Source organism: Marispirochaeta aestuarii, from assembly GCF_002087085.1.
Lineage (GTDB): Bacteria > Spirochaetota > Spirochaetia > JC444 > Marispirochaetaceae > Marispirochaeta > Marispirochaeta aestuarii.
Genome location: NZ_MWQY01000023.1, coordinates 1 through 22121, shown reverse-complemented (window position 1 = coordinate 22121; position 22121 = coordinate 1). Strand labels below are relative to the sequence as shown.

At 50.6% G+C, this 22121-nt stretch carries 17 protein-coding genes and 1 tRNA gene; 7 read left to right on the top strand and 11 right to left on the bottom strand.

Annotation, left to right across the window (positions count from 1 at the left end; genetic code table 11):
• The first annotated feature begins 64 nt into the window (after positions 1 to 64).
• Positions 65 to 2146: an elongation factor G gene (fusA, locus tag B4O97_RS16430; protein WP_083052521.1), complete on the top strand. Its 2082-nt coding sequence runs from the start codon at positions 65 to 67 to the stop codon at positions 2144 to 2146.
• A 131-nt stretch (positions 2147 to 2277) separates the two neighbouring features.
• Here the strand turns inward: fusA and B4O97_RS16425 are convergent, their stop codons facing one another.
• From B4O97_RS16425 to mfd, 4 genes are all read right to left on the bottom strand, one after another.
• Positions 2278 to 3630: a citrate/2-methylcitrate synthase gene (locus B4O97_RS16425; protein WP_083052519.1), complete on the bottom strand. Its 1353-nt coding sequence runs from the start codon at positions 3628 to 3630 to the stop codon at positions 2278 to 2280.
• 64 nt (positions 3631 to 3694) lie between these two features.
• Positions 3695 to 4321 carry a tRNA (guanosine(46)-N7)-methyltransferase TrmB gene (trmB, locus tag B4O97_RS16420; RefSeq protein ID WP_233143096.1) on the bottom strand — a complete coding sequence of 209 codons (627 nt, stop codon included), beginning with the start codon at positions 4319 to 4321 and terminating at the stop codon, positions 3695 to 3697.
• A 49-nt stretch (positions 4322 to 4370) separates the two neighbouring features.
• A complete protein-coding gene (gene ptsP, locus B4O97_RS16415) occupies positions 4371 to 6647 on the bottom strand; it encodes a phosphoenolpyruvate--protein phosphotransferase (RefSeq protein WP_083052511.1) in 2277 nt (758 codons plus the stop codon).
• A gap of 40 nt (positions 6648 to 6687) precedes the next feature.
• The gene (gene mfd / locus B4O97_RS16410; RefSeq protein WP_083052509.1) at positions 6688 to 10092 is read right to left on the bottom strand and encodes a transcription-repair coupling factor; all 3405 of its coding nucleotides are present in this window, start codon (positions 10090 to 10092) and stop codon (positions 6688 to 6690) included.
• Positions 10093 to 10175: 83 nt separating this feature from the next.
• Between mfd and B4O97_RS16405 the strand changes: the two genes are divergently transcribed.
• The 5 genes from B4O97_RS16405 (at position 10176) to B4O97_RS16385 (ending at position 13359) form a co-directional block, all read left to right on the top strand.
• Positions 10176 to 11075, top strand: coding sequence for a hypothetical protein (locus B4O97_RS16405; protein ID WP_143305782.1), 900 nt, complete (start codon positions 10176 to 10178; stop codon positions 11073 to 11075).
• On the top strand, positions 11072 to 11800 hold the full coding sequence (locus B4O97_RS16400; protein WP_083052505.1) for a hypothetical protein: 729 nt from the start codon (positions 11072 to 11074) through the stop codon (positions 11798 to 11800). Before B4O97_RS16405 ends, B4O97_RS16400 begins: the two co-directional genes overlap by 4 nt.
• Before the next feature lie 55 nt (positions 11801 to 11855).
• A complete protein-coding gene (locus B4O97_RS16395) occupies positions 11856 to 12233 on the top strand; it encodes a hypothetical protein (RefSeq protein ID WP_083052504.1) in 378 nt (125 codons plus the stop codon).
• Between the two features lie 17 nt (positions 12234 to 12250).
• Positions 12251 to 13234, top strand: coding sequence for an AmmeMemoRadiSam system radical SAM enzyme (gene amrS / locus B4O97_RS16390; RefSeq protein ID WP_233143093.1), 984 nt, complete (start codon positions 12251 to 12253; stop codon positions 13232 to 13234).
• A gap of 52 nt (positions 13235 to 13286) precedes the next feature.
• Positions 13287 to 13359: transfer RNA gene (locus tag B4O97_RS16385), tRNA-Asn, on the top strand.
• Between the two features lie 170 nt (positions 13360 to 13529).
• On the opposite strand, the gene B4O97_RS16380 is transcribed toward B4O97_RS16385, so the two are convergent.
• The 5 genes from B4O97_RS16380 to B4O97_RS16360 form a co-directional block, all read right to left on the bottom strand.
• Complete coding sequence (locus B4O97_RS16380; RefSeq protein ID WP_158084364.1) at positions 13530 to 14903, bottom strand: VWA domain-containing protein; 1374 nt, start codon at positions 14901 to 14903, stop codon at positions 13530 to 13532.
• A gap of 22 nt (positions 14904 to 14925) precedes the next feature.
• Positions 14926 to 15807: an FHA domain-containing protein gene (locus tag B4O97_RS16375; RefSeq protein ID WP_083052500.1), complete on the bottom strand. Its 882-nt coding sequence runs from the start codon at positions 15805 to 15807 to the stop codon at positions 14926 to 14928.
• 6 nt (positions 15808 to 15813) lie between these two features.
• Positions 15814 to 17703, bottom strand: coding sequence for a serine/threonine-protein kinase (locus tag B4O97_RS16370; RefSeq protein WP_083052498.1), 1890 nt, complete (start codon positions 17701 to 17703; stop codon positions 15814 to 15816).
• 2 nt (positions 17704 to 17705) lie between these two features.
• On the bottom strand, positions 17706 to 18641 hold the full coding sequence (locus B4O97_RS16365) for a metallophosphoesterase (protein WP_158084363.1): 936 nt from the start codon (positions 18639 to 18641) through the stop codon (positions 17706 to 17708).
• A 109-nt stretch (positions 18642 to 18750) separates the two neighbouring features.
• Positions 18751 to 19287, bottom strand: a complete 537-nt coding sequence (locus tag B4O97_RS16360; protein ID WP_083052495.1) for a hypothetical protein — start codon at positions 19285 to 19287, stop codon at positions 18751 to 18753.
• Positions 19288 to 19420: 133 nt separating this feature from the next.
• Between B4O97_RS16360 and B4O97_RS16355 the strand changes: the two genes are divergently transcribed.
• On the top strand, positions 19421 to 20281 hold the full coding sequence (locus B4O97_RS16355) for an HU family DNA-binding protein (RefSeq protein WP_083052494.1): 861 nt from the start codon (positions 19421 to 19423) through the stop codon (positions 20279 to 20281).
• A 3-nt stretch (positions 20282 to 20284) separates the two neighbouring features.
• Here B4O97_RS16355 and udk read toward each other — a convergent pair whose 3' ends face one another.
• Together udk and B4O97_RS16345 are read right to left on the bottom strand one after the other, a co-directional pair.
• Entirely contained in the window at positions 20285 to 20893 is a 609-nt protein-coding gene (udk, locus tag B4O97_RS16350; protein WP_083052493.1) for a uridine kinase, read from the bottom strand.
• A 7-nt stretch (positions 20894 to 20900) separates the two neighbouring features.
• On the bottom strand, positions 20901 to 21692 hold the full coding sequence (locus B4O97_RS16345) for a M23 family metallopeptidase (RefSeq protein ID WP_158084362.1): 792 nt from the start codon (positions 21690 to 21692) through the stop codon (positions 20901 to 20903).
• Positions 21693 to 22121 lie beyond the last annotated feature (429 nt).

The window sequence follows — 22121 nt, the reverse complement described above, 5'->3', positions numbered from 1 at the left end:
TCTCCCATGGCTGGGGCTATTCTATTACTCGCATATTTATATCTCAACATTGCGAGGAGACAGAATGAGTTTTTCCACTGCTGATATCCGCAACATCGCCCTGGTCGGCCACGGAAGCACTGGTAAAACCACCTTGTTAGAACAATTGCTGTTCAACTCGGGGGTTATCGATCGGGCAGAACCCGTTGAATCGGGAAAAACTGTAAGCGACTACACCGAAGAGGAGGTTGCCCGGGGAATATCGATTCACACCACCCTTTCCAGCTGTACCTGGAACGATCACCAGGTCAATCTGCTCGATACTCCCGGTTCCTCAGATTTTATTGGAGAGGTAGTTGCCGCATTTCGCTGCGCCGAGAGCGCTTTGATGGTGGTAGACGGCCGTGACGGAGTCCAGATCGAGACAATCAAACTCTGGCGGCGCCTTGACCAGCGCAACAAACCTCGTTTTTGCTTTATAAACCGTCTGGACCGTGATAGAGCTGATTTTGAACATGTCTTTAACGATTTGAAGGAAAAGTTCAAGATGACCTTTGTCCCGGTCACCATTCCCATGATGGACGGCGGCGAATACAAGGGCATTATCAACCTGATTGAAAACAAGGCGTATATGATGCACGACGGTGCGGAAAAAGACCAGCCCGTCGACATCCCCGAACAGTACAACGAAATGGTTGAAGAATATCGCCTTACCCTCATCGAAAGTGCGGCAGAAGGCGAAGACTCGCTGATGGAAAAGTACTTCGAGGAAGGGACCCTAAGTCCCGACGAAATTCGAAAGGGTCTTATCGAAGGCCTGCGGGAGAACAAGATCGTCCCGACCCTGTGCGGTTCTGCCCTGAATAATAACGGTGTCGTTTCACTGCTGAATTTTATCAGTAATATAACCCCGTCTCCTTCCGGCATCCCCGAACTGGCTCAGGACAAGGATAAGAATGAGATCAAGGTTGACATCTCCGATCAGGGTCCCCTGGCCGGCATGGTGTTCCGGACTTCCATCGATCAGTTCTCCGGAAAGCTCTCCTTCATCAAGGTAATCGGCGGAATTCTTGTTGCGGACAGTGAAATCCTGAACTGCGACACAGGAAAAAAAGAGCGTATTTCCAAGCTCTACAAAACCGTCGGAAAGAAACTTGTAGAAACCAAGGAGCTCAGAGCCGGAGACCTGGGTGTCGTTACAAAGGTCGAGGGTTTTCAGACCAATACAAGCTTCTGTACGCCCGACACCTTCTGTAAATTCGATAGACTGCACCTGCCGCAGCCGGTCTTCTCGCTTGCCATAAGCGCGGCAAGCAAGAAAGAGGAAGACAAACTGAACGCTTCTCTGCACCGGGCGGCGGAAGAAGACCTGACCTTTCAGGTTACCTACGATAAAGAAACCCATGAGACGGTTATCTCAGGGATGGGCGAGCTCCATATCAACATGATTCTCGATAAGATTAAAGAGAAGCAGAAAATCGAAATCGAGACCAAGGTTCCCAGAGTCGCATATCGGGAAACCATTACCAGGAAGGCCGGCGCCGAATACACTCACAAGAAGCAGTCCGGCGGTCACGGGCAGTACGGCCGGGTTGTCATGGATATCGGTCCCATCGAACGGGGCAAGTACATGGAGTTCTATAACGATATCAAGGGTGGTTCAATCTCCAAAGGATATATGCCCGGTATAGAAAAGGGTATTCTCGAAGGCATGGAAGAAGGTTACCTGGCAGGATATCCTCTTGTGGACATCGAAGCCCACATTATCGACGGCAAGGAACACCCCGTAGATTCATCTGAAATGGCCTTCAAACTTGCAGCCAAGGGCGCCCTCAAGAGTTCCCTGGAAAAAGCCGGGGTGGTACTGCTGGAGCCGGTCATGAAACTGCGGGTGTTCGTGGACGAACAGTACCTGGGGGATATACTTTCCGATCTGTCTTCCCGCCGGGGAAGGGTCCTGGGACAGGAGTCCCTGGGAGGAGGCATCAACGAGGTTGATGCGGAGGTTCCCCAGGCTGAAATGCTGCGCTACGCCATTGATCTGAAATCCATGACTTCCGGTACCGGCTCCTTCGAAATGGAATTCGACCATTACAGTCCGATTTCAGGACGGGTAGCTGACCTGGTAATCCAGGAAGCCCAGAGCCTCAAAGCTGCAGAGGAATAGGGTCTTTCCGCCGGATAACAATTGGAATCCTTTTTACAAAAAAGGGGCTGTCTGAGAATGTGAGGTGAACCCTCAATCTCGGACAGCCCGTTGTATTTTAAACAAAAATTGAATCTGTTTTTTTTGTTCTATCAGTCGTTCTCTCTCGCGTCCAGGGGAATATAATTCCTTGGCCTCACTATGCTCTTGTAGGCGGGGCGAATTATTCTGCCGCCACTGATCAGCTCCTCCATTCGGTGAGCGCTCCAGCCGGCTATCCTGGAGATAGCAAAGAGAGGGGTATACAGCTCAAAGGGAATGTTGAGCATGCTGTAAACAAAGCCTGAGAAAAAATCCACGTTGGGGGAAACGACCTTGTCGGAGTTTTTTACCTCCTGAAAAACCCTGGGCGCGAGTTTTTCAATCATCGAGTACAGATTGAATTCCTCTTCGTGGTTTTTTTCCCGGGCAAGCAATTCAGCCCGCTCACGAAGCAGCACGGCCCTGGGATCCGAGAGGGTGTAGACCGCATGGCCTATACCGTAAATCAGGCCGGATTTATCATAGGCCTCGCGGTTGAGGATCTTTTTCAGATAATTGCCGACTTCAGTCTCACTGCTCCAATCCTTTACATTCGCCTTGATGTCCTCCATCATTCCCATGACCTTGATATTGGCGCCGCCGTGCTTTGCACCTTTCAGGGAACCGATTGCTGCAGCCATGGTGGAATAGGTGTCTGTTTCGGCGGAGGAGACCACATGTACGGTAAATGCTGAGTTGTTACCTCCACCGTGTTCGGCGTGAAGAACAAGACTCAGGTCAAGCAAGTCAGCTTCCAGTTGACTGTAAGTCTGGTCCGGCCGGATCATCTGGAGCATGTTTTCCGCTGTGGATAGTTCCGGATTCGGATTATGGATATACAGACTCTCGTTGTAGAAATTGTGCCGCCGGGCCTGGTAGCCGTAGGCAGCAAAAATCGGAAGCTGGGCGATAAGGGTAATACACTGACGTAAGGTATTGGCAACAGAGTAGTCCTCTGCCGCTGCGTCGTAGCTGTAGGCTACAAGCACACTTCTGGCCATCTTGTTCATTATGTCCTGGCTCGGTGCTTTAAGGATGTTATCCTCGGTAAAATTTACCGGCAGGAAGCTCGATTCGTTAATCAGCTTTCCGAAGGATTCGAGTTCGCTTTTGTTGGGTAATGAACCGAAAATCAGCAGAAACGCCGTTTCCTCAAAACCAAAGCGTTTTTCGTTCTGGAAACCCCGGACAAGATCGACAACATCGATTCCGCGGTATCTGAGACGTCCTTCCACCGGGATTTTATCGCCTTCGTCCATGATATAACCATGAACATCGCCTATCTCCGTCAAGCCGACCAGAACACCAGTTCCGTCAGCGTTACGAAGTCCCCGTTTTACGTTGAACTTTTCATAAAAATCGAGGGGTATCTTGGTATTAGCCTGTGCCTTGCCCGCAAACTTTTCCAGCCAGTCCTGTTTCATTACTCCTCCGGAAATCCCAGAAATGCATAAAGATACGTCATAATCGTATAAATATAGAGAAATTTCAAGTGGTTTTTGTAAAATACACTTCCCGAATACGATGGGATTTATCCAGTCCCCTGGATTCAAACTTTGTGCGGGGCCTCCACGGCTGAGGTTCCGCAAAACCTTCGTATGCGTTCTGCAGCCCTTCAGCCTGACTGCACACGGAGAGGATTTGTTCGGCATATTCCTCCCAGTCGGTGCAGATATAGAGGTAGCCTCCGGGAATAAGCCTGGGAACGATTAAGTCTACAAAGGGTCCCTGAATCAGTCTGCGTTTATGGTGCTTCTTCTTGGGCCAGGGGTCGGGAAAAAAGATATGGACGCCGTCAATACTCTTATCGGGAATCATGCTTTCGAGAACCTCAACCGCATCGTGATTTATAATCCTGAGGTTATCCAGGGACAGGCGCTCGATTTCACTCAATACCTTCCCTACCCCCGGTTTATGTACCTCGATACCGAGATATCCAAAATCAGGATTCTCTCCGGCAAGACGGACTGTCGCCTCCCCCATCCCGAAACCTATTTCCAGGATATACTTCGAAGCGGCGGGAAATATCTCCTTCAGGGATATCCCGGACTCCCTGTACGGAACGGAGTAGCGGGGCAACAGGTCATTGTACGAACGGCGCTGCAAATTGCTCATCCGCGCAGCCCGTAAAACGTAACTGCGCAGTTTTCTGTGTCCTTCTGTGTTATCTGTCTGCTTCATGGTTTTGCGAATCAATATACTCCCGAATTTCCCTGGTGCTTCCCAGTCGGAGCAGGTTGCGGCTGAACTCCTTGTGGTCTTCAACATTATTGTTGTTTTTTATCCATTCATGAATACCGGAAACAGAACCCGGAGCGATGCTGAAGATGCGAATACCGAGTCCCATCAGGAAGCGTGCCATATTCCTGTCGGCGGCGGAATCCCCGCAAACCGAAAGGGGTATCTTTTTTGAACTGCAGACTTCCGCCACCCGGGCGATAAAACGAAGAACCGCAGGATGAAGTGGTTGGTAATAGTGGGAAACGTTGGTATTGGTGCGATCCACAGCCAGAAGATACTGCACAAGATCATTTGTTCCGATGCTCATGAAATCGACTTCGTCGGAAAGCTCTTCAAGAAGGTATCCGACGGAAGGAAGCTCGACCATTATACCCAGTTTCGGTTTTTCGTTATGCTCTATACCCTGCTCACTAAGCTCCAGAGAGGCTCGCTCCATTATGCTGCGCATTTGCCGGATCTCCTCGATTCCGGATATGAAGGGGACTATGATATTCAGATCACCCTCGAGCCCTGCCCGGAGCATCGCCCGCAGCTGAGTTGAAAGGATTTCCGGGTTCTTCAGGGTAAAGCGTATGGCCCTGAGTCCCAGAAAGGGGTTTGGCTCAGAATCGCCGGCTAAAAAACCGAGCTGCTTGTCGCCGCCCATGTCGAGAACACGCATGTATACCGGTCCGCCTTCGAAGGCCTCAAAAATACGTCGGTATATACGGTACTGTTCCTCTTCCGAGGGAAAGTCATTCCGTATCAGGAAGGGAAATTCGCTGCGGTAGAGTCCGATACCCCGCAGTCCGTACCCCCTGGCGACCCGAAGGTCTCCGAGAAGTCCGATATTGGCAAGAAGAGAAAGAGAACTGCCGTCGCTCAATGGAATCAGGGGATCGATCTTTGTGGAGGAATCAATTTCCGCGTGTTCCCGGGCAAGCCGGATAAAGCGTTCCCGGGTTTCCGGATCGGGATCAACAAACACATTTCCATGAAAACCGTCCAGCACAAGGGGGACGCCGTCATTCAGGTTGAACAGCTGTTTGTCTTCGATGCTGACAATGGGAATCTTTACCGAGAGAGCCAGGATTTTCAGATGGGAGGTGATGCTCGCCTTGTGCAGAATAATACCCGCAGCCCCCTGGGCAGCAAACTTTATGAGCTCCGAGGGATACAACTCTTCGGTAAGAATAATGGTATCCCGGTAATCCTCTATTTTTCCGTTCTTTCTGGAAAGGTTAATAAGAACCCGGTGCCCGAGATCCTTCAGATCCTGGGCCTTTTCCCGGACAGACGCGGCTTCGGCTTCAGAAAAGATACGGATATAGTTGTTCACCACATCCCTTACCGCAGCGGCAGGTGTTTCCCCCTGCTGTATTCTCTGCTCCATTTCGCCGGTAAAGGTCTTGTCCATCAACATCAGAAGATGGGCATGAAAAATGAGGGACCCCACATCGGCGAAATGTTCCTTGAGCTGTTTCTGAAGGCTTTTTATCTGTCCTTTTGTCTCTTCCACGGCCCGCCTGAAATCATCAAGGGTTCCCCGATACTCTTCGGAGGGATCGGGAGAGTGGAGAGAATCCGCTCCTGAACGTCCCAGGGAAAAGCTTCTTCCGATGGCTATTCCCGGACTCGTCTGGAGGCCATTAAGGTATCTCGGCAGTTCCTGAGCTTTGGGCTCCTGATCAGTCCGTTCCTTTCCCCGATGCAGTTCCATCAGGAGCAGGGCATTTTCTATCATGGCAGCCATCTGGGCTGCGATTGCTGTCAAAGCACGAACATCCCAGCTGGAGAAATAGTTGATTTTCTTCTGCTGACAGACAATAACACCGACTCTCCGCAAACCGCGAATTATGGGAACCGCCAGAAAGGCCTCGTACTCTTCCTCATGCAGGTCCGGGACGGCCTTGAAATGGGGAGACTCCTTGGCCCGGGGAACAATAATAGGTCTCAGCTCCTTAAGAGCAGTTCCGGTAATACCCTCTCCCGGTTCAAGGGTCAGACTTCCGATGGCCTCCGGGTTCAGGCCTGTACTCGCCCGCAGAACAAGAAGTCCGCTCTGTGTGTCCACAATGAAGATGGAGCAGAGATCCGTTCCCATGTGCTGGGCAATCAGCTTTACCGTATGGTCAAGAAACTCTTCGATACTCTTTTGCCGCTCGAAAAGGGAGGTCAATTCGGCTACGCTGCATATAAGATCGATGGCCTTTCGTTCCATGGCATCCTTCCTTTGGCTCTGTTTTTATTGTACACCCACTTTATAAAAGAGCCGAGAGCCGTTCCCGAATAAATTCCGATTTTTCCTTGAGACCTATTGATCCGGTCTCCAGCAGAAGAACGTTCGGATTCTTCGGGTCCGGCTTAATCTTGCCCCCGGAGGTCTGCATCAGGCTCAGGACCTTATCCACGGAAATCAGGGATACCTTCCCAAACTCGACCCTTACCTTTCCTCCCCGTTCCCGTAAGGAACGGACCCTGAGTTTCCGGCAGACGATCCGGACTTCCGCCAGGGAGAGCAGGCTGGCCGCAGCCTCGGGCAGAGGGCCAAAGCGGTCGTGAAGCTCAGCGTGGACCTTCTCCAGTTCCTCATCCGAGTCGATGGCAGCAATCTTTTTGTAAACCTCCATCTTTTCCACAGGTTCCGAAATATAGCTGTCCGGGATGTAGCCGGAATAGTCTAGTTCGAGGAAGATTTCTTCCCTGGTCTCTTCACCTTTTTCGCTTCGTTCGGCCACAGCCTCGTCAAGAAGCCGCAGATACATATCGAAACCCACCGAGGCAATCTCGCCGCTCTGCTGCCGTCCCAGCAGGTTACCCGCTCCCCTGACCTCCATGTCCTTCATGGCTATCTTGAAGCCCGCCCCGAGATCGGAGTAGTCCGAAAGGATCTGAAGGCGCTTCATGGCGATTTCGCTCAAGGCCTTGTCGGCGGGATAGAGCAGATATGCATAGGCTTTGCGTTCCGAACGGCCGACACGCCCCCGAAGCTGATACAGCTGTGATATGCCGTATACATCCGCCCGGTCGATTATGATTGTATTGACATTCGAGATGTCGATGCCGTTTTCAATTATGGTGGTGGCAACCAGAACCTGAAAAGCGCCGTGAATAAATCGATGCATTACCTCTTCCAGTTCTGCGGAACTCATCTGCCCGTGGGCCGTCTCCACCAGGGCCTCCGGCACCAGGCGTTCCAGGAACATGCGGGTCTCCCGAAGGGTTTCCACCCGGTTATGCAGGTAGAAGACCTGTCCGCCCCGTTCAAGTTCTCTGCGGATGGCGGCGGCGACCATCTCCTCGTCGAACTCACGGATATAGGTATCCACGGACTGTCTGTTATGGGGGGGCGTGGTCAGCAGAGACATGTCCCGTATCTTCAGGAGACTCATGTGCAGGGTGCGGGGGATCGGGGTCGCAGAGAGAGCCAGAGCGTCCACTGTGTGCTTCAGCTGTTTGAGACGCTCCTTATCCTTGACTCCGAAACGCTGCTCCTCGTCTACGATTATGAGTCCCAGATTCTTGAATACCACATCCTTCTGCAGAATCCGGTGAGTACCGATCAGGATATCCACCTCCCCTTCGGACAGCTGTTTGAGGGTCTGCTTCTGCTCCTTTCCGTGGACAAAACGGGAAATCATGCGAATCGTAACCGGGTATTTATCAAAGCGTTCACAGAAGGATTCGTAGTGCTGTTCCGTCAGAATCGTGGTGGGGGCCAGAATCGCCACCTGTTTTCCCGCCATAACGGCCTTGAAGGCGGCCCGCATGGCTACCTCGGTCTTACCATAGCCCACATCACCGCAGATCAGCCGGTCCATGGGACGGGTGCTCTCCATGTCCTCCTTGACGTCGGCAATACAGCTCAGCTGGTCCGTGGTCTCTTCGTAGGGAAAGGCGGCCTCGAATTCCACCTGCCAGTCCGTATCCTCTCCGTAGGAGAAGCCCTGGGCGTTCTGGCGTTTGGCATACAGATCGATGAGCATGTCCGCCAAATCTTCGACGGACTGCCTGACCCGGTTCTTTCGCTTCTCCCAGGATTTTCCTCCCAGGGAATCAAGGGCCGGAGGACGTCCCTCCTGTCCGATATAGCGCTGAACGAGGTTGACCTGTTCAATGGGAATAAAGACCGTCTCGTCTCCGGCATACTCAAGCTGAATGTAGTCCCGTTCAGTTCCGGCAGCCCGGATTCGCTCAATACCTTTAAAACGTCCTATTCCGTAGTTTACATGAACAACAAAGTCCCCCGGGGACAACTCGACAAAGGTATCGATAGCCCTGCTGCGGGCTTTCTTGACCGAAGACGGGACTCTTTTGCGGCGGCCGAAGATTTCGTTTTCCTGGATCAGGATTATTTTTGCCTCGGGAAGCACGAAGCCCTGGCTCAGGTGGGCGGAAAAAAGATGAACTTCGTAGTCCTTTAACAGCTGCGAGATCCTCTCCGACTGGGTCTCTGTCTCGGCACAGATGTAGACCTGGTATCCGGATTTTGCGTACTGTTCGAGTTCCTCCTTAAGATACTGGATATTTCCGAAGAAGGACCTGGGATCCTGACAGACAATCTCGGGCACCGTTAAATCCGCTTCCTGATCCTTGAGGGACTGGAACATGATTTTCCTGCGGCAGCCTTCCACCAGATCCGGATAGGAAGCCAGAATTCTATCCGGCGGAGGGAAGGAGAGTTTCTTTTCCCGCACGGTCCTTCGATACAGCTCGTCAAACTCCTTGTTTACCCCTTCCGCCGCGTTCTCCAGTCGCTTGTCTGAGATGAACAGGGAGAGCCCGTCCGCCGGCATGTAGTCCGCAAGGGTCGCGGGTTTTTCAAATCCCAGGGGAAAAAATATCTCATCAAAGGCGCAGCTGCGGCTTACCCGCAGGTGCTCGAGAAACTCCTCATCGCCCTTTCCCGGGTATCGCCTGGAACGCATGAATTCTTCAACACGATCCATGGCATCCTCTTCCCACAGGAATTCGGTGGCGGGAAAGAGGGAATACTCCTCGAGGCTGCCATAAGAACTCTGGGTAAGGGCATCGAAGGTCCGTATCTCCTCGATTTCGTCGAATTCGAATACGACCCTCAGGGCTTCACCGTCTCCTCCGGGTATCCCGACATCAAGAACCTCCCCCCTCAGAGCGAACTCGCCGGGAGACGAAACCCTGGGCACCCGCAGATACCCCCAGTGCTCCAGGGTCTGCTCGATTTTCTGGGGATCGAAACTCTCACCTTTTTTCAGGGGAATCAGGTTCTCTTCCAGGAGTTTCCTGGGAGGAAGAAAGCCTATGTATCCCCGAAGGGAGACACAGATAACCCCTTTTTCTCCCGTCAGAAGGTTTTTCAGTATCGAAATACGCCGGGCGGCGACATTTGAATGGGTGGGCTGTTCGCTGTATGGCGCTGACTGCCACCAGGGAAAATGGACTGCCGGGACACCAAAGGAGATGCAGTCCCTCAGAAGGTTTTCCGCCTCCTTTTCCGAGGGCACAACGCACAGAATTGCCCTCTTTTTCTGGCGCATCAGAGCAGCAAGAACCACGGCGAGAAAGGAACCCCTGGGTCCGTAGGTCCTGATGGGATACTCTTCCCGTCCGCTGTGTCGCATGAACTCCGCGTAAGGGCGGGAAGATTTTAATTTCTCCAGGGTACTTTCTAAGAATAATGTTACCATGTTAATATTCCGACAATGTAACCAGTGGTGTTATGATTATGAAGAAATTTTTCATTTGCATTATATTTCTCGCTGCGGTTTATATGCCATTCTCTCTCGTAGCACTCGATAACAACGGTGTCGATGTAACAATACGCCTGTATGATAAGCGGATTTATTATCCGGAAAGCGAGATCCAGATACTGATCGAGATTTCCAACAATACAAATGAAACGTATCGTTTCAAATCCGCCCATGACCGCAGGTTCAATGTCGACTTCAACGTTACGACTCTTACCAATGAACCGGTCAAGCATTCAGAGCAATTTATCATGGCCCGCCAAAGGAATCAACACATCTACTACCGGGACATTGATATAGAACCGGGGGAACGCTTCTCCTTTGTGGAGCCTCTGAAGGATTATATTGCCATAGAAAAACCCGGAGCCTATGTCGCCCAGGTTTTCTATTACCCTGAGCTCAGATCAGCGGGAGATGTTTTACGGTCAAACCTTATCTCCTTCACTGTCCGCCCTTCAGAAGGCCCCCAGGGGATAGAATCGCGAATAGACGCCGAAACCGGAGAAATACTGCGAAGGGAAGCTCTGCCTCCCGACGAGGTTGTTGAATACTTTATCAGGGCCCGACAGATGGAGGAATGGAACAAGTTTTTCCTCTATCTGAACGTGGAATCTCTCATGCTTGAAACACCGGAAATTCGACGCCGCTATGACCGGTCTTCAGAAGCGGAACGTCTTTCAATGGTACAAAACTTCAGGGAAGCACTTCAGTCCCGGGAAACCCGGGATGAGATCCTCCTGATTCCGATTTCTTTCGAGATTCTTGAAACCAGGTATACCCCCACCCAGGGAACGGTGAGGGTACGCGAGAAATTTCAGAATCCCGATTTTATAGAGGTAAAAGAATTTACCTATTATCTGAACCGACGAGACAGCGTCTGGATGATCGTATCCTACGATGTCCGCAATCTGGGAAGCGAATGATTGTTTTACTGGTAGCCCGTGATCCGAACTTCAAGGAACCTCTGCAGGAACAGTTTTCTTCCAGGGGGGGAGACATTGTTCAGTACAGAAATCCCGTTAAAGCCATGGATAACCTGGAGGAAATCCAGCCGGACCTGGTTATCTTTCATACCCAGGACTTTCCCAGGCACTGGAAGCCCTTTGTAAGATACTACCGGACAATGAAAAAGAAGGATCAGGGTATATGCGTACTCTTCACAGGTGATCTCTTCACTGAAGACGAAGCTGCCAAATCTCAGCTTCTCGAGGTAAACGGACTGGTTCCCTATCTTCAGGAAGACCATGTAATACGATCATCCATCGAAGAGATTATCCAGAGATACGCGCTCTTCAGCGAAGATCGAAAGTACCGACGCTACACACCGAAAGCGTATGACGAAATCTCCTTTATGTTCAGCCATCCCGACAACTTCTCGATTATTACCGGCGCAATTATCGATATCAGTATTCACAGCGTTCGTTTTTATCCTGACTCTCCGGATAAGACCATAACCATTTCAGAAAATACCGTTATTTCCGACTGTTCCCTTCAGCTGGACGATAAAATCCTCACCTTTCCTTCCCGTATTGTCAGAAACAACAAGATCCTGACCCTGGATATGGGGATGAGTGACCACGACAGGGCAATACTGGACGATTACATATCCGGCGCCGCGGAGAGGGCCCTTTCCACCCATTCCAGATAAGCTTTTGCGTAATTCACCGTATCGGTCTATACTGTATAGCGGAGGATATGCTGAGATGAGCATTCGAAAATATCTATCCACTGCCCCTCTTTTTGATATTACCAGATACGAGTCGGAAGAGGACTTTACCCAGGATTGTATAGCCTTCGAGGGAGCTCCCAAGAAACACCCCTACGACCCGGATAAGCTGCTGTTGATCATAAAACCCTTCAGCAGCAATACGACCTTTTATGAATTCAGAGTCAAGGATATCCGGCATGCTGAAAACATGCCCAGTATCGTTACCGATTCGGGGTCCAACCTTTTTATGGCCAGGCTTTGGATACGCCGCGGAAGCATGGGAGTAAAATACGAACCCTTCGAAGTGGGCGATACCATCAAGTATTACCACGACTCTGAACTTCTGCATCAGGTTCTTACGGACAGAGAATAAAAGGAAGGACACATCCCGTGGCCTACACGGTATCGCAAAATACCATACTGGAATGCACTCTCTGCCCTCACAGCTGTAAAATTGCTCCAGGGAAAAGAGGCTTGTGTGCAGTACGGGAGAACCGTGGGGGAGAACTCTATCTGCCCTTCTACGGAGCAATATCCTCCGGCGGTATTGATCCGATAGAAAAAAAACCGATCTTTCATTTTCTGCCCGGGACAAGAAGCTTTTCCATCGGGTTCTGGGGCTGTAACATGCGCTGTCCCTTTTGCCAGAATTACGAGATTTCCCAGCGGGTACGGGAAAATTCCGTTCATATGAGCCCCAGTCAAGTCGTGAAAAAAGCCCGTGAAGCTGGCTGCCCCAGCATCAGCTATACCTATTCCGAGCCCCTCGTGCATATTGAATTCTGCCTGGACTGCGCAGACCTGGCCAGAAAAGCGGGAATTGCCAACGTTATTGTAACCAACGGCATGGTCAATACAGGGGCCGCTGAAGAGCTTTTTTCGGCGATGGACGCGGCGAATATCGACCTCAAGAGCTTTAATCACGATTACTATAAAAATGAACTCGGAGGGAACCTCGATGCCGTCAAATCATCCATTGCCACAGCCTCAGAACGCTGTCATGTGGAGCTTACGACTCTGATTGTCCCCGGGAAAAATGATGCTCCTGAAGAAATCGAAAACCTGCTTGGTTTCATAGCAGGAATAGACAGGAATATTCCCCTGCACATAAGCCGGTATTATCCGAACTACAAGTCACAAATTCCGGAAACTGCCATGAAATCCATGGACAGTATAACAAAACGGGCCGGAGAGATCCTGACCTACGTATACCAGGGAAATACTGGTGCTGCCGCCGATACCCTCTGCCCCCACTGCGGGAGGACCCTGATTCAGCGCAATGGCTACAGGGTCCGCATACTGAATGATGATGAATACTGCTGCGATACCTGCGGTTACGAACTTCACTACCGGGTCAATTTTTTTCACCGATAGTATTGACAGTAATCTGCCCCTCATGTATATTTCCCATCGTCACTTGGGACATTCCCCTGTAGCTCAGTCGGTAGAGCGGGTGGCTGTTAACCACTAGGTCGGCAGTTCGAGTCTGTCCGGGGGAGCGTAAGGCTATCTGAATTACTTCAGATAGCCTTTTTCATTTTTCAGAACTGACTCGAACCTATCGAGTGTTTTGCTGCCGCACAACACGCCGGTACGACAGGTGTTTCGTCAGAAACACCGCAAGTACTCGAGTCTGTCCGGGAGAGGGAAAACCTGAGAACAATTGTTCTCAGGTTTTTTTATGTTTTGGGGGTCTGTCAAAAACCACCGTGGTACCGTCAAAGTCGAGAACGTCTCCGCTCTTCAGGGTGTGACTCTTTTTTAAACGGTTGTTTACCCGGAACTCCGCATCCGCACTGACCGTATAGTTGCCGGAATTTCTGTCGAACACAATAGTCGCATGGGACTCACGCATGGCAGGATTTCCTGCTATGGTCATATCTGCGTTTCGCCCCGCTCCAATTACTGTTACTTCTTTTGTAAGATTCACCCGGGTTCTGGGGGAGAAATTCTTCCCGGCTGCAAGAAGATTGATTTCCGCCTCTGTTGCCGGTTTTTCCCAGACATACAGAAAAGCGAGGACTATCAGCCCCGCTGCAATAAGCAGGGGTATAAGAACCAGCCAGCCCAGGGGAGACGCATATTTACCCAGGAAATGGGGTACGTAGTAGTCGGCCACAGAGGTCTGGTCTTCTATTTCCAGTTCCACCGTATGTACATCGGATCCCCTGTAGGGCGGTCGAAAACGCAGTCTGTACTCCTGCTGTATCTCATCACGAATCGTCAGATACACATTCATGAGATTTCCTCTGTCATCCGCGGTAAAACTTCTCCCCCCGCTTTCTCTTGCAATATCGTCAAGGGGTTTGTCCTTCGTCTCTCCGATATGAACAGCGTAAAGACTAATGCCTTCGTCCACCAGAGTCTTGAGGGCATCCTGATGATCAAACTCCTTTTCTCCGTAAAGAGGATGGGGGTTCCCGGACAGGGTATAGGGAAAGTTTTCTCCATCCGAAAGGACGATGATGGCCCGCCGTCCCCGGGAATCAGCCAGATCCAGTGCAGCCTGCTGTATGCTGCGATAGAGTTCAGTGTAGGAGTTTTCCCTCGATGGTCTCTGAATTGAATTCAGGGCCGCTTCAAACTGTGCGGAGACCTGACTGACGGGAATAAGGGGAGTATAGAAGGTATTGAATGCGGACAGGCCGATTCTGTCCAGAGGATTATCTATATCCTGCAGGAACTGATCCACTGCGAATCTGGCGGTCTCAAAACGCAGCATATTCCCGAGATACTCATCGTGCATGGAACCTGAGTTGTCAATGAGCAGCAGAAAACTGATTCCCTGTCTCCGCGGAGCATCCTGCTCCAGGCTTAATATTCTCTGGGGAATCCGTTTTTCACCATCCACCACAAAGAGTTCCGGTTCCGTATTCTCCGGAAGAACCCGGGGTTCACCCTCTTCATTTCTTGGCAGAAAATAGATATCAAGGGTACCGTCGACAAGGAGGCTTCGGTTTTCTATCTGGGTAATCTCGACGGACTGACCCCACAGCACCGAAAAAAACAGCAACAAACAGATACTAATTGTCAGTCGTTTCATATTCACTCCACCATGCAGATCATCACGGTAAGAACCGGATAACCGTGTGTCCGACGCGAAGGACATCTTCATATTTCAGACGCTGAATCTCACAGCTTTTATCATTGACAAAAAGAGGAGACGCGTCGGTTTTTCGTTCGATATGCATTTCCCGGTTTTTCCGGAATACCCGTGCATGGAACTTCTGCATGTCCGGGTCTCCCGGGATGGAAATATCGCATCGGTTTTCCGAACCGATATTGCTGCTCTTTTTGGAAAGAATAAACTCCTTTCCCTTGTAGCGGCCATTCATGACTTTCAGAACTCCGAAGCGTCCAAGGGATTCCAGAAGACTGAAACCCCCTCCGATAAAGAGACCCAGGGAACAGAAACCCAGCAGGCGAAGCAGTGAGGCTGAAACCTTTACAGCGTTCAAGCCCTCGAAGAGAAGCCCGCCGATGAGCCCCCCCAGAGTTCCTCCGATTACCCCGAAAAGGGCCCGTCGCAGGGATTTTGCCCGTATCCCCTCCACGGTGCCGAGCAATGCGCCCATGAAAGTCCAGCCCAGAATTCTCGCCACGGGAAGGTATCGTTCCGTAATATCGGCAATCGAAGCACTTCCTGATCCTGTAAGAATCAGCAGCATGCCCTGGGCGACAAGAATGGCTGCAACTCCGGCAACAAGACCTATTCCGAAGCCCAGAGAGGCGCCCAGGAGGGCCTTAGATCGAAGAGAAACGGAAATACCCTCTCCTGCTCCTAAAACCCCGCCGTAAACGGCTCCAATCAATCCTCCCTGGAGAATGAGCCGCAGATAAAAGGTTCCGCCGCTGACGGCCATGAATGGTTCTGTTACAACCCACACAAGGCATCCTGCAGAAAAACCCAGCAAGATATAGAGAATTTTCTTAATTGTCCTGGTCATATGGTTCTATCTCCTTCGGGGTTCACGAACAATTTTCAGTGTCCCGTTATCCATTTTTCCAAGGATCGAGGCGGTTTCATCGGAAACAAGGTTGATATCATAAACAGTCTTTTCTCCTTTACGTTCAAAGGAAATCCGATACCGTCCCGGGGCGACGGACAAGATTTGTCCGTCTGCAGGTTCGATTGCCACGGAATGTATCAGATATGTTCCATCCGGTACATCAGCATAGGCATCAACAGTCCGTGAATCGTTTATCCGTATTTCTGCATCCGGTACATCTGAATCAAGGCGCAGGAATGCAGGTCTGGGCAAAAGGGCGGCGTTAATGGTCAGGTGACTTTCCCTGGGGTCCAGATACAGGGAGTATACCTGTTCGATGTATCCCCTGGATCGTACAATGAAACGCCATACCCGCCCCGAAGTAATCTCCGGAAACCTGTACAGAGGAATAGCACCGTCTTCGGTCACGACATAAGCCAGGGATTGATCGTTGAGAGATTTCCCCCGCACCGCATCATAGACATTGAAGGAAATCTCCACAGGTCCGGATTCAATCTCCGGAAGTTGTATGGACTCCACTGTCTCTGCAAATATTCCGCCCTGAACATCCGCCGAGTACGGAGGCAGATAAAAGGATTTCCAGTAAACCTGACCTGCATAGAGTACCTTTATCCTGTACATCCCGGATTTGAGCATAAGCGGCAGGGTGGTATACCTTCGAGTTTCACCCTTCGATACAAAACCCAGGGGAATCAGTGCAGGGAGGCTTATTCTGGGAATGTCCTTTCCGTCATCGGCAAAAAGTTCCGCCTTTACCGGATTACCTGCATAGTATCCTGCGAGTCCGGGCACCTCCAGATGTATCCGCAGCCTGCCGTGGGTGGCGCCAAGCACCAGGGGCTGAAACAGGGTACTGGCATATACACCCCACAGCAATAATCCCGCTGCAGCCAGGATTCCCAGCCAGCGCAGAAGAGTTCGTAAACGCCGTTTACGTGGTTTTGGTGCGGGAATATCCTTTTCTCCCCGCACCAGTGCACCCAGGAGGTTTTTGACTTCATCCTGATCATAGGGCTCCAGGACCTTGCGTGCCTGCCGTATTATCGGGTCCACGCTGTGGTACCTGCGTTTTCGGGAACTTCGCATTGCTCCCCGTATAATCTTCAAGAGCGGTTTTGCTATGACAGGGACGAAACTGGTCGGCCTTTTATACCTGCCCTTCTGTTTTGCATGGATCAGATCAGGGGTAAAACCGCCGGCATAGGGGCGTTTCCCCGTGCTCATTTCGTAGGTCATTATACCGAGGGCATAGATATCCGCCTTGGCATCAACATTTCTGGAGTTCTCGAACTGTTCAGGGGCCATATACGATGGGGTTCCCAGGGTCATTCCATCACTTGTAAGGGCCAGATCGGTGTCATCGGCGGAAGCTGCTATTCCGAAATCAGCGAGCTTGATAGCACCTTCCCGGGAAATCAGTATATTCGCGGGCTTTATATCCCGATGAATAACTCCGCGATCATGGGCATACGCAAGGGCCCTTGCTGAATGGAAAACAATGTAGGCACATACAAGGGAATCCAGGTACCGGTGTTCCCGCAGCAGCTCTTCCAGGGAACTGCCTTCCACGTATTCCATGACTATGTAGTATGAGCTCCCCTGCTTGAAGTGGTCAAAAACCGTGACAATGTCGTCATGGCGAAAATCCATCAGGATTCGTGCTTCCCGCTTAAAGCGCTCAGCAAAGGAACTCTGCCCCCGCAGGGTCAGTTTCTTCAGAATCACCGGACGATTCAGGGTTGGATGAACAGCTTTATATACTGCCCCCATGCCGCCGCGGGCGATAAGGGACACCTCGTTGTATTTGTCGATCTTATCCGGCTGCTTCGCCATTCTTATCCTCTCCGCACCGTGTTATCAGTATCAAGCCGCACAATCTGCTCGTCCGGGGAAAAATCCTCACCCCGTCGAACTATTGCAACAAGTTGAGCTACGGGATGGTTTATCTGCACATACCGGTCCTCGTTTCTCAGGGCGAAAAAGCCTTTTACCGGCCTGTGTCCGCCGAAACAGATTGAGCCCGTCCTTTCAGGGAAGAAGCTGTCCAGGGTATTCGCCACCGAACCGGGCTGTGCCTCTCCATTGTCAGTCCAGGTAAGCCCGTAGAGAACATCGTCATCACTGTATGCGTTTATAATCTCCATGCGCGAAAAGCCCCGCTGCGGTTCAGCATGGGTAACAAGAAAGCCGTCCCCTTCCGCCGCAAGGGGCAGCAGGTTTTCATACTGTTTCAGAAGAGCGAGACAGTTATCCCCGAGAAAAAGCCGGGTCCAGACTTTGACCATTTCTCCCTCATTGACGAATTTTCTGAAGGGATAGTTTCCCCGCCCAAGCTCATTGTCAATGTTCTCGTGATTTCCCTTGAGAAAGAAAAAATTCTCAGGGTATTCCTGCATAACCGAGAAGATCATCTGCAGCAGTCTGAGATTGTCAGCCATCTCGTGGTTCATAGCTCTTCGCTTCCTGAATCCGGTGAGAAACTCATCGTAGGCCGCTTTCCACCTCTCCCGAACCGGCGCTTCTCCGTGAAAAGCATCCCCCACGCAAACAACATTTCCCCTCTTTTCAGCCAGAAGGTCCAGAAAATTCCTGCCCTGATACAGGGGAAGCGTCAAGGCGCGGTAAAAGAAATCCCTCCTTCCATGAAGGTCAGGAATAACAAGACTTGGAAGATTGGGTTCCAGCCTTACAAGTCCTCCCGGAGCTGCTGAGTCGTCGAGGGGACGTACGTTCCAGGAAGGTGAACTCATGAGCCCTATTATCGTATGCAACTCCCCCTCCAGGATATCACATCCCGGAGGGGTTTTTGCATCTCGAAGTTTTTTCAGTTTTTGTATCAGTATCTGGTTGACCGCCATAGGGTAATTATCGACAACCTGCCTACTCACCGGCAATTATAGTACGGTTTACTTCGGTAAAATCTTCAGCAAGAATCTGGGTTACCTCCGCCAGGAGCTCTTCTTCTTCCGCCGCATCCATCTCTTCCTTGAATATGGCCATTTTATATATCTTTGAGCTGCTCTGAACCGGTCCCCGGACAAAACGGGCCAGATCCCCGGTCCGTACCGGTCCTTCGAGCTGGGCATCTTCTTCCTCAGCGAACTCGGGTACATCCTGTCGCAGACCTATACTGGCATAACTTGCACTGCGCAGGTTGTTCTGCCGCGGACCTATACTCAGCAGAGATCCGGAATAGGTTAGCAGAAGAACCCCTCCTTCTTCAGTGTCGGGATCAAACTCCTCCACTGTTTCCATGCTTTTTTCATCGATCTGGCGATTAAAGGCATCCTCCTTCTCAATCCATGCCTGTGCAAGTACTTCAAGCGCTTCGTTGTCGTTTTCAATGTCAAGGGATTTTCTGATTCCCTTTAAATGTTCTGCAATAGCGGTGTCCAATTGATTAAAATACTCAGTCATATTGTATCCTCCATTACCGGTTAAAGTAACGCTGTTTTCCAGATTAATCCATTTATATTGGGATTTTTTGAAAAAAAGAGGTATACTGTAATAATGAATCAAGATCCATGAAATCATTTTTAAAGGGGCTGTGATGGTTTTTGAAAGTTTACCTCCGGAAATCCAGCGTCATCTGGAAGCACTGGTCCGGCTTCTGCCCGACCAGAAAGAGAACTCCCTCGAGCTTCTTGCACGGGTGTGGGAAGAAAAAGATTCCCTGTTCCAGGAACAGGCCGAAGCCCTGGGAATGTTTCTTGAGAGAAAGGTCGTACCCGGAGAAGGAAATGGCATACTCGCCCTTACGAGCTCAGGTTCCATTTTGAGCATCGGACCCGGTACGGAAGAGCGGCTCCTGGAATATGCGAGTATAAAAACCAGGACTGATGTACCTGACATCTTTACCGAGACCATATCAGTATATCCGCAATCGATCGTCGTTGGTGAATCTGTCTCTTTTCCCGAAGGCAGGCTGAACAAAACCAGTCCGATCTACCGCATAGCAGTCTGCTCCTCCGATACACCCAGAGAAGAACAGGAAAAACGTATACGGGAAGCAACGATCTACCTTACCAACGGCTTCATGAAGCTGAACAGAAGCCTGCACCTTGATCCGTCCTCCGTACCTGACCAGTTCACCATGAAAAGCATGGTGCGTTATGTCGCAAAGAAAAACGCTGTAACAGCTGCCGAATGCAAATCCATAGTGGACGATTTTCTGTATCTTATCGAGACAGGTCTTTGCCTGGGAGAAAAGGTTCCCCTGGGCAGGATAGGTCGATTTTCCATAAAACAGCAGGATGCAAGGAAGGCCAGGATCGTCAAACACCCGGGAACAGGCAGGGAAGTGACTGTGGAGGCGAAGCCGGCGGTTGTGGTTCCGAGAATATCCTTTTCCAGCTACCTGAAAGAACGACTTTCGGAACTCCCTCTTCCCAATTCAACAATAGAACGGTAATAATCAGGAACCGACGGAGCGGAGAAAAGAGATAAGGACTTCCAATGCTATTTCGTTGAATCCCCCTTCGGGGATAATAATATCCGCATAGCGTTTTGTCGGTTCCACAAACCCTGAATGACCGGGCCGCACCTTTTCCAGATACTGCTGAATCACAGAGTCCATGGTACGTCCTCGTTCATGAATATCCCGCTGAAGTCGGCGAATAAAGCGAATATCATCCGGTGTGTCGATAAAAACCTTGAGATCGATCAGATCCCGTATTCTTTTATCAAAAAAAATCAGGATACCCTCAAAGATAATCAGGGGATGAGGATCCACCCGGACAGTCTGATCCTGACGCTTATGATTTACAAAGTCGTACTGCGGCATTTCCACGGATTTACCCTTTTTCAGCGCAGAAAGATGCTGCATTATCAGTTCATTATCAAAGGCATCGGGATGATCAAAATTGACATTGGTAATGTTTGAGTTGTCTATATTGAAGGCCGATCTGTAGTAATTATCCTGGGGAATACAGACAAAATCAGGAAACGATTCTCCGATCTTCCTGACCACAGTTGTTTTTCCAGAACCCGAACCTCCGCAAATTCCGACAATTCTGGTATTCATCCTGGTTCTACTTCCTCGGTGCCGATTCAGGGTCGACGGGTTTTCCGTTCCGGTAGACGAAAAAGAAGGCTTTGGCAGCGCCCTCTGATCCTCCGGCTCCCAGAAGTCCAAGCTTCTGACCGGGCCTGACGTTATCGCCTACATTGACCAGAGTATCGCCGTTTCCTCCGTAGGCAAAGATATGCTTGTCCGGAGCTTCAACCATGATGATCTTGCCGTATCCATGGTATGGTGCTACCCAGATAACCTTTCCCGAAGAAACCGAAACAACAGGGTCTCCGTTGAGGCCCTTTATCTCTTTGCCGACCAGTTTTCCGTTCAGGCTGATCCTTTCTCCCTGATGAGGCCAGAAAAACTCGGTTTTCCCATCCCCGGAGACGTTTTCGTCTCCGTTCTCCGGTTGGTTTACAGCAACTGCCTGCTGATTCGTTACACCGTTTTCCGAATTCTCTTCAGTTGTACCGATTTTCAGTACCTCGCCTACCCTCAGCATATGATCTTCATTGAGATCATTCAATTCAAGCAGCTCACTAAGACTCATGTCGTTGTTTCTGGCTATTCGATAGAGGGTATCGCCTTTTTCGACAGTGTATTTTTCAAAGGTCGATGAGCTTGTCTGCTCTCTCCTGATTAAAAGACGGGTACCGACTCGTATGTCACTTACGTCATCAATGTCGTTGATTGTTTTCAGTTCGTCTACGGAAACACCATATTCCCGGGACAAACGATAGAGGGTTTCTCCCGGCTTTATCGTATGATAAATATCCGCCCCCGCCGCAGCACAGATGCAGAGAATCAAGCAACTGATTAGGTGTCTTCTTTTCATCGTCTGTTATATGTTCGGCTCCGAGCCCGTAAAACTTCACCGCCGGGGTAAGGCCGATAAAAAAAGCCTCAGCCCTTCCGTATATTCATTTGAGGGCTGGGCCCAACGAATCGCAAAGCGATTCGCAAGCCAAGCGTACGGCAGGCGAATCCGTCAGGATTCTGCCGATAGTGCGCGAAGAAGCCCGATAAAAAAAGCCCCATCCCTTCCGTATATTCATTTGAGGGCTGGGCCCGGCGAATCGCAAAGCGATTCGCAAGCCAAGCGTACGACAGGCGAATCCGTCAGGATTCTGCCGATAGTGCGCGAAGAAGCCCGATAAAAAAAGCCCCATCCCTTCCGTATATTCATTTGAGGGCTGGGCCCGGCGAATCGCAAAGCGATTCGCAAGCCAAGCGTACG

Excerpts from the sequence above, each read along its gene's own strand:
- fusA (WP_083052521.1), top strand. The coding sequence starts at position 65 with ATGAGTTTTTCCACTGCTGATATCCGCAACATCGCCCTGGTCGGCCAC.
- B4O97_RS16425 (WP_083052519.1), bottom strand. The coding sequence starts at position 3,630 with ATGAAACAGGACTGGCTGGAAAAGTTTGCGGGCAAGGCACAGGCTAAT.
- trmB (WP_233143096.1), bottom strand. The coding sequence starts at position 4,321 with ATGAGCAATTTGCAGCGCCGTTCGTACAATGACCTGTTGCCCCGCTAC.
- ptsP (WP_083052511.1), bottom strand. The coding sequence starts at position 6,647 with ATGGAACGAAAGGCCATCGATCTTATATGCAGCGTAGCCGAATTGACC.
- mfd (WP_083052509.1), bottom strand. The coding sequence starts at position 10,092 with ATGGTAACATTATTCTTAGAAAGTACCCTGGAGAAATTAAAATCTTCC.
- B4O97_RS16405 (WP_143305782.1), top strand. The coding sequence starts at position 10,176 with ATGCCATTCTCTCTCGTAGCACTCGATAACAACGGTGTCGATGTAACA.
- B4O97_RS16400 (WP_083052505.1), top strand. The coding sequence starts at position 11,072 with ATGATTGTTTTACTGGTAGCCCGTGATCCGAACTTCAAGGAACCTCTG.
- B4O97_RS16395 (WP_083052504.1), top strand. The coding sequence starts at position 11,856 with ATGAGCATTCGAAAATATCTATCCACTGCCCCTCTTTTTGATATTACC.
- B4O97_RS16380 (WP_158084364.1), bottom strand. The coding sequence starts at position 14,903 with ATGAAACGACTGACAATTAGTATCTGTTTGTTGCTGTTTTTTTCGGTG.
- B4O97_RS16375 (WP_083052500.1), bottom strand. The coding sequence starts at position 15,807 with ATGACCAGGACAATTAAGAAAATTCTCTATATCTTGCTGGGTTTTTCT.
- B4O97_RS16370 (WP_083052498.1), bottom strand. The coding sequence starts at position 17,703 with ATGGCGAAGCAGCCGGATAAGATCGACAAATACAACGAGGTGTCCCTT.
- B4O97_RS16360 (WP_083052495.1), bottom strand. The coding sequence starts at position 19,287 with ATGACTGAGTATTTTAATCAATTGGACACCGCTATTGCAGAACATTTA.
- B4O97_RS16355 (WP_083052494.1), top strand. The coding sequence starts at position 19,421 with ATGGTTTTTGAAAGTTTACCTCCGGAAATCCAGCGTCATCTGGAAGCA.
- udk (WP_083052493.1), bottom strand. The coding sequence starts at position 20,893 with ATGAATACCAGAATTGTCGGAATTTGCGGAGGTTCGGGTTCTGGAAAA.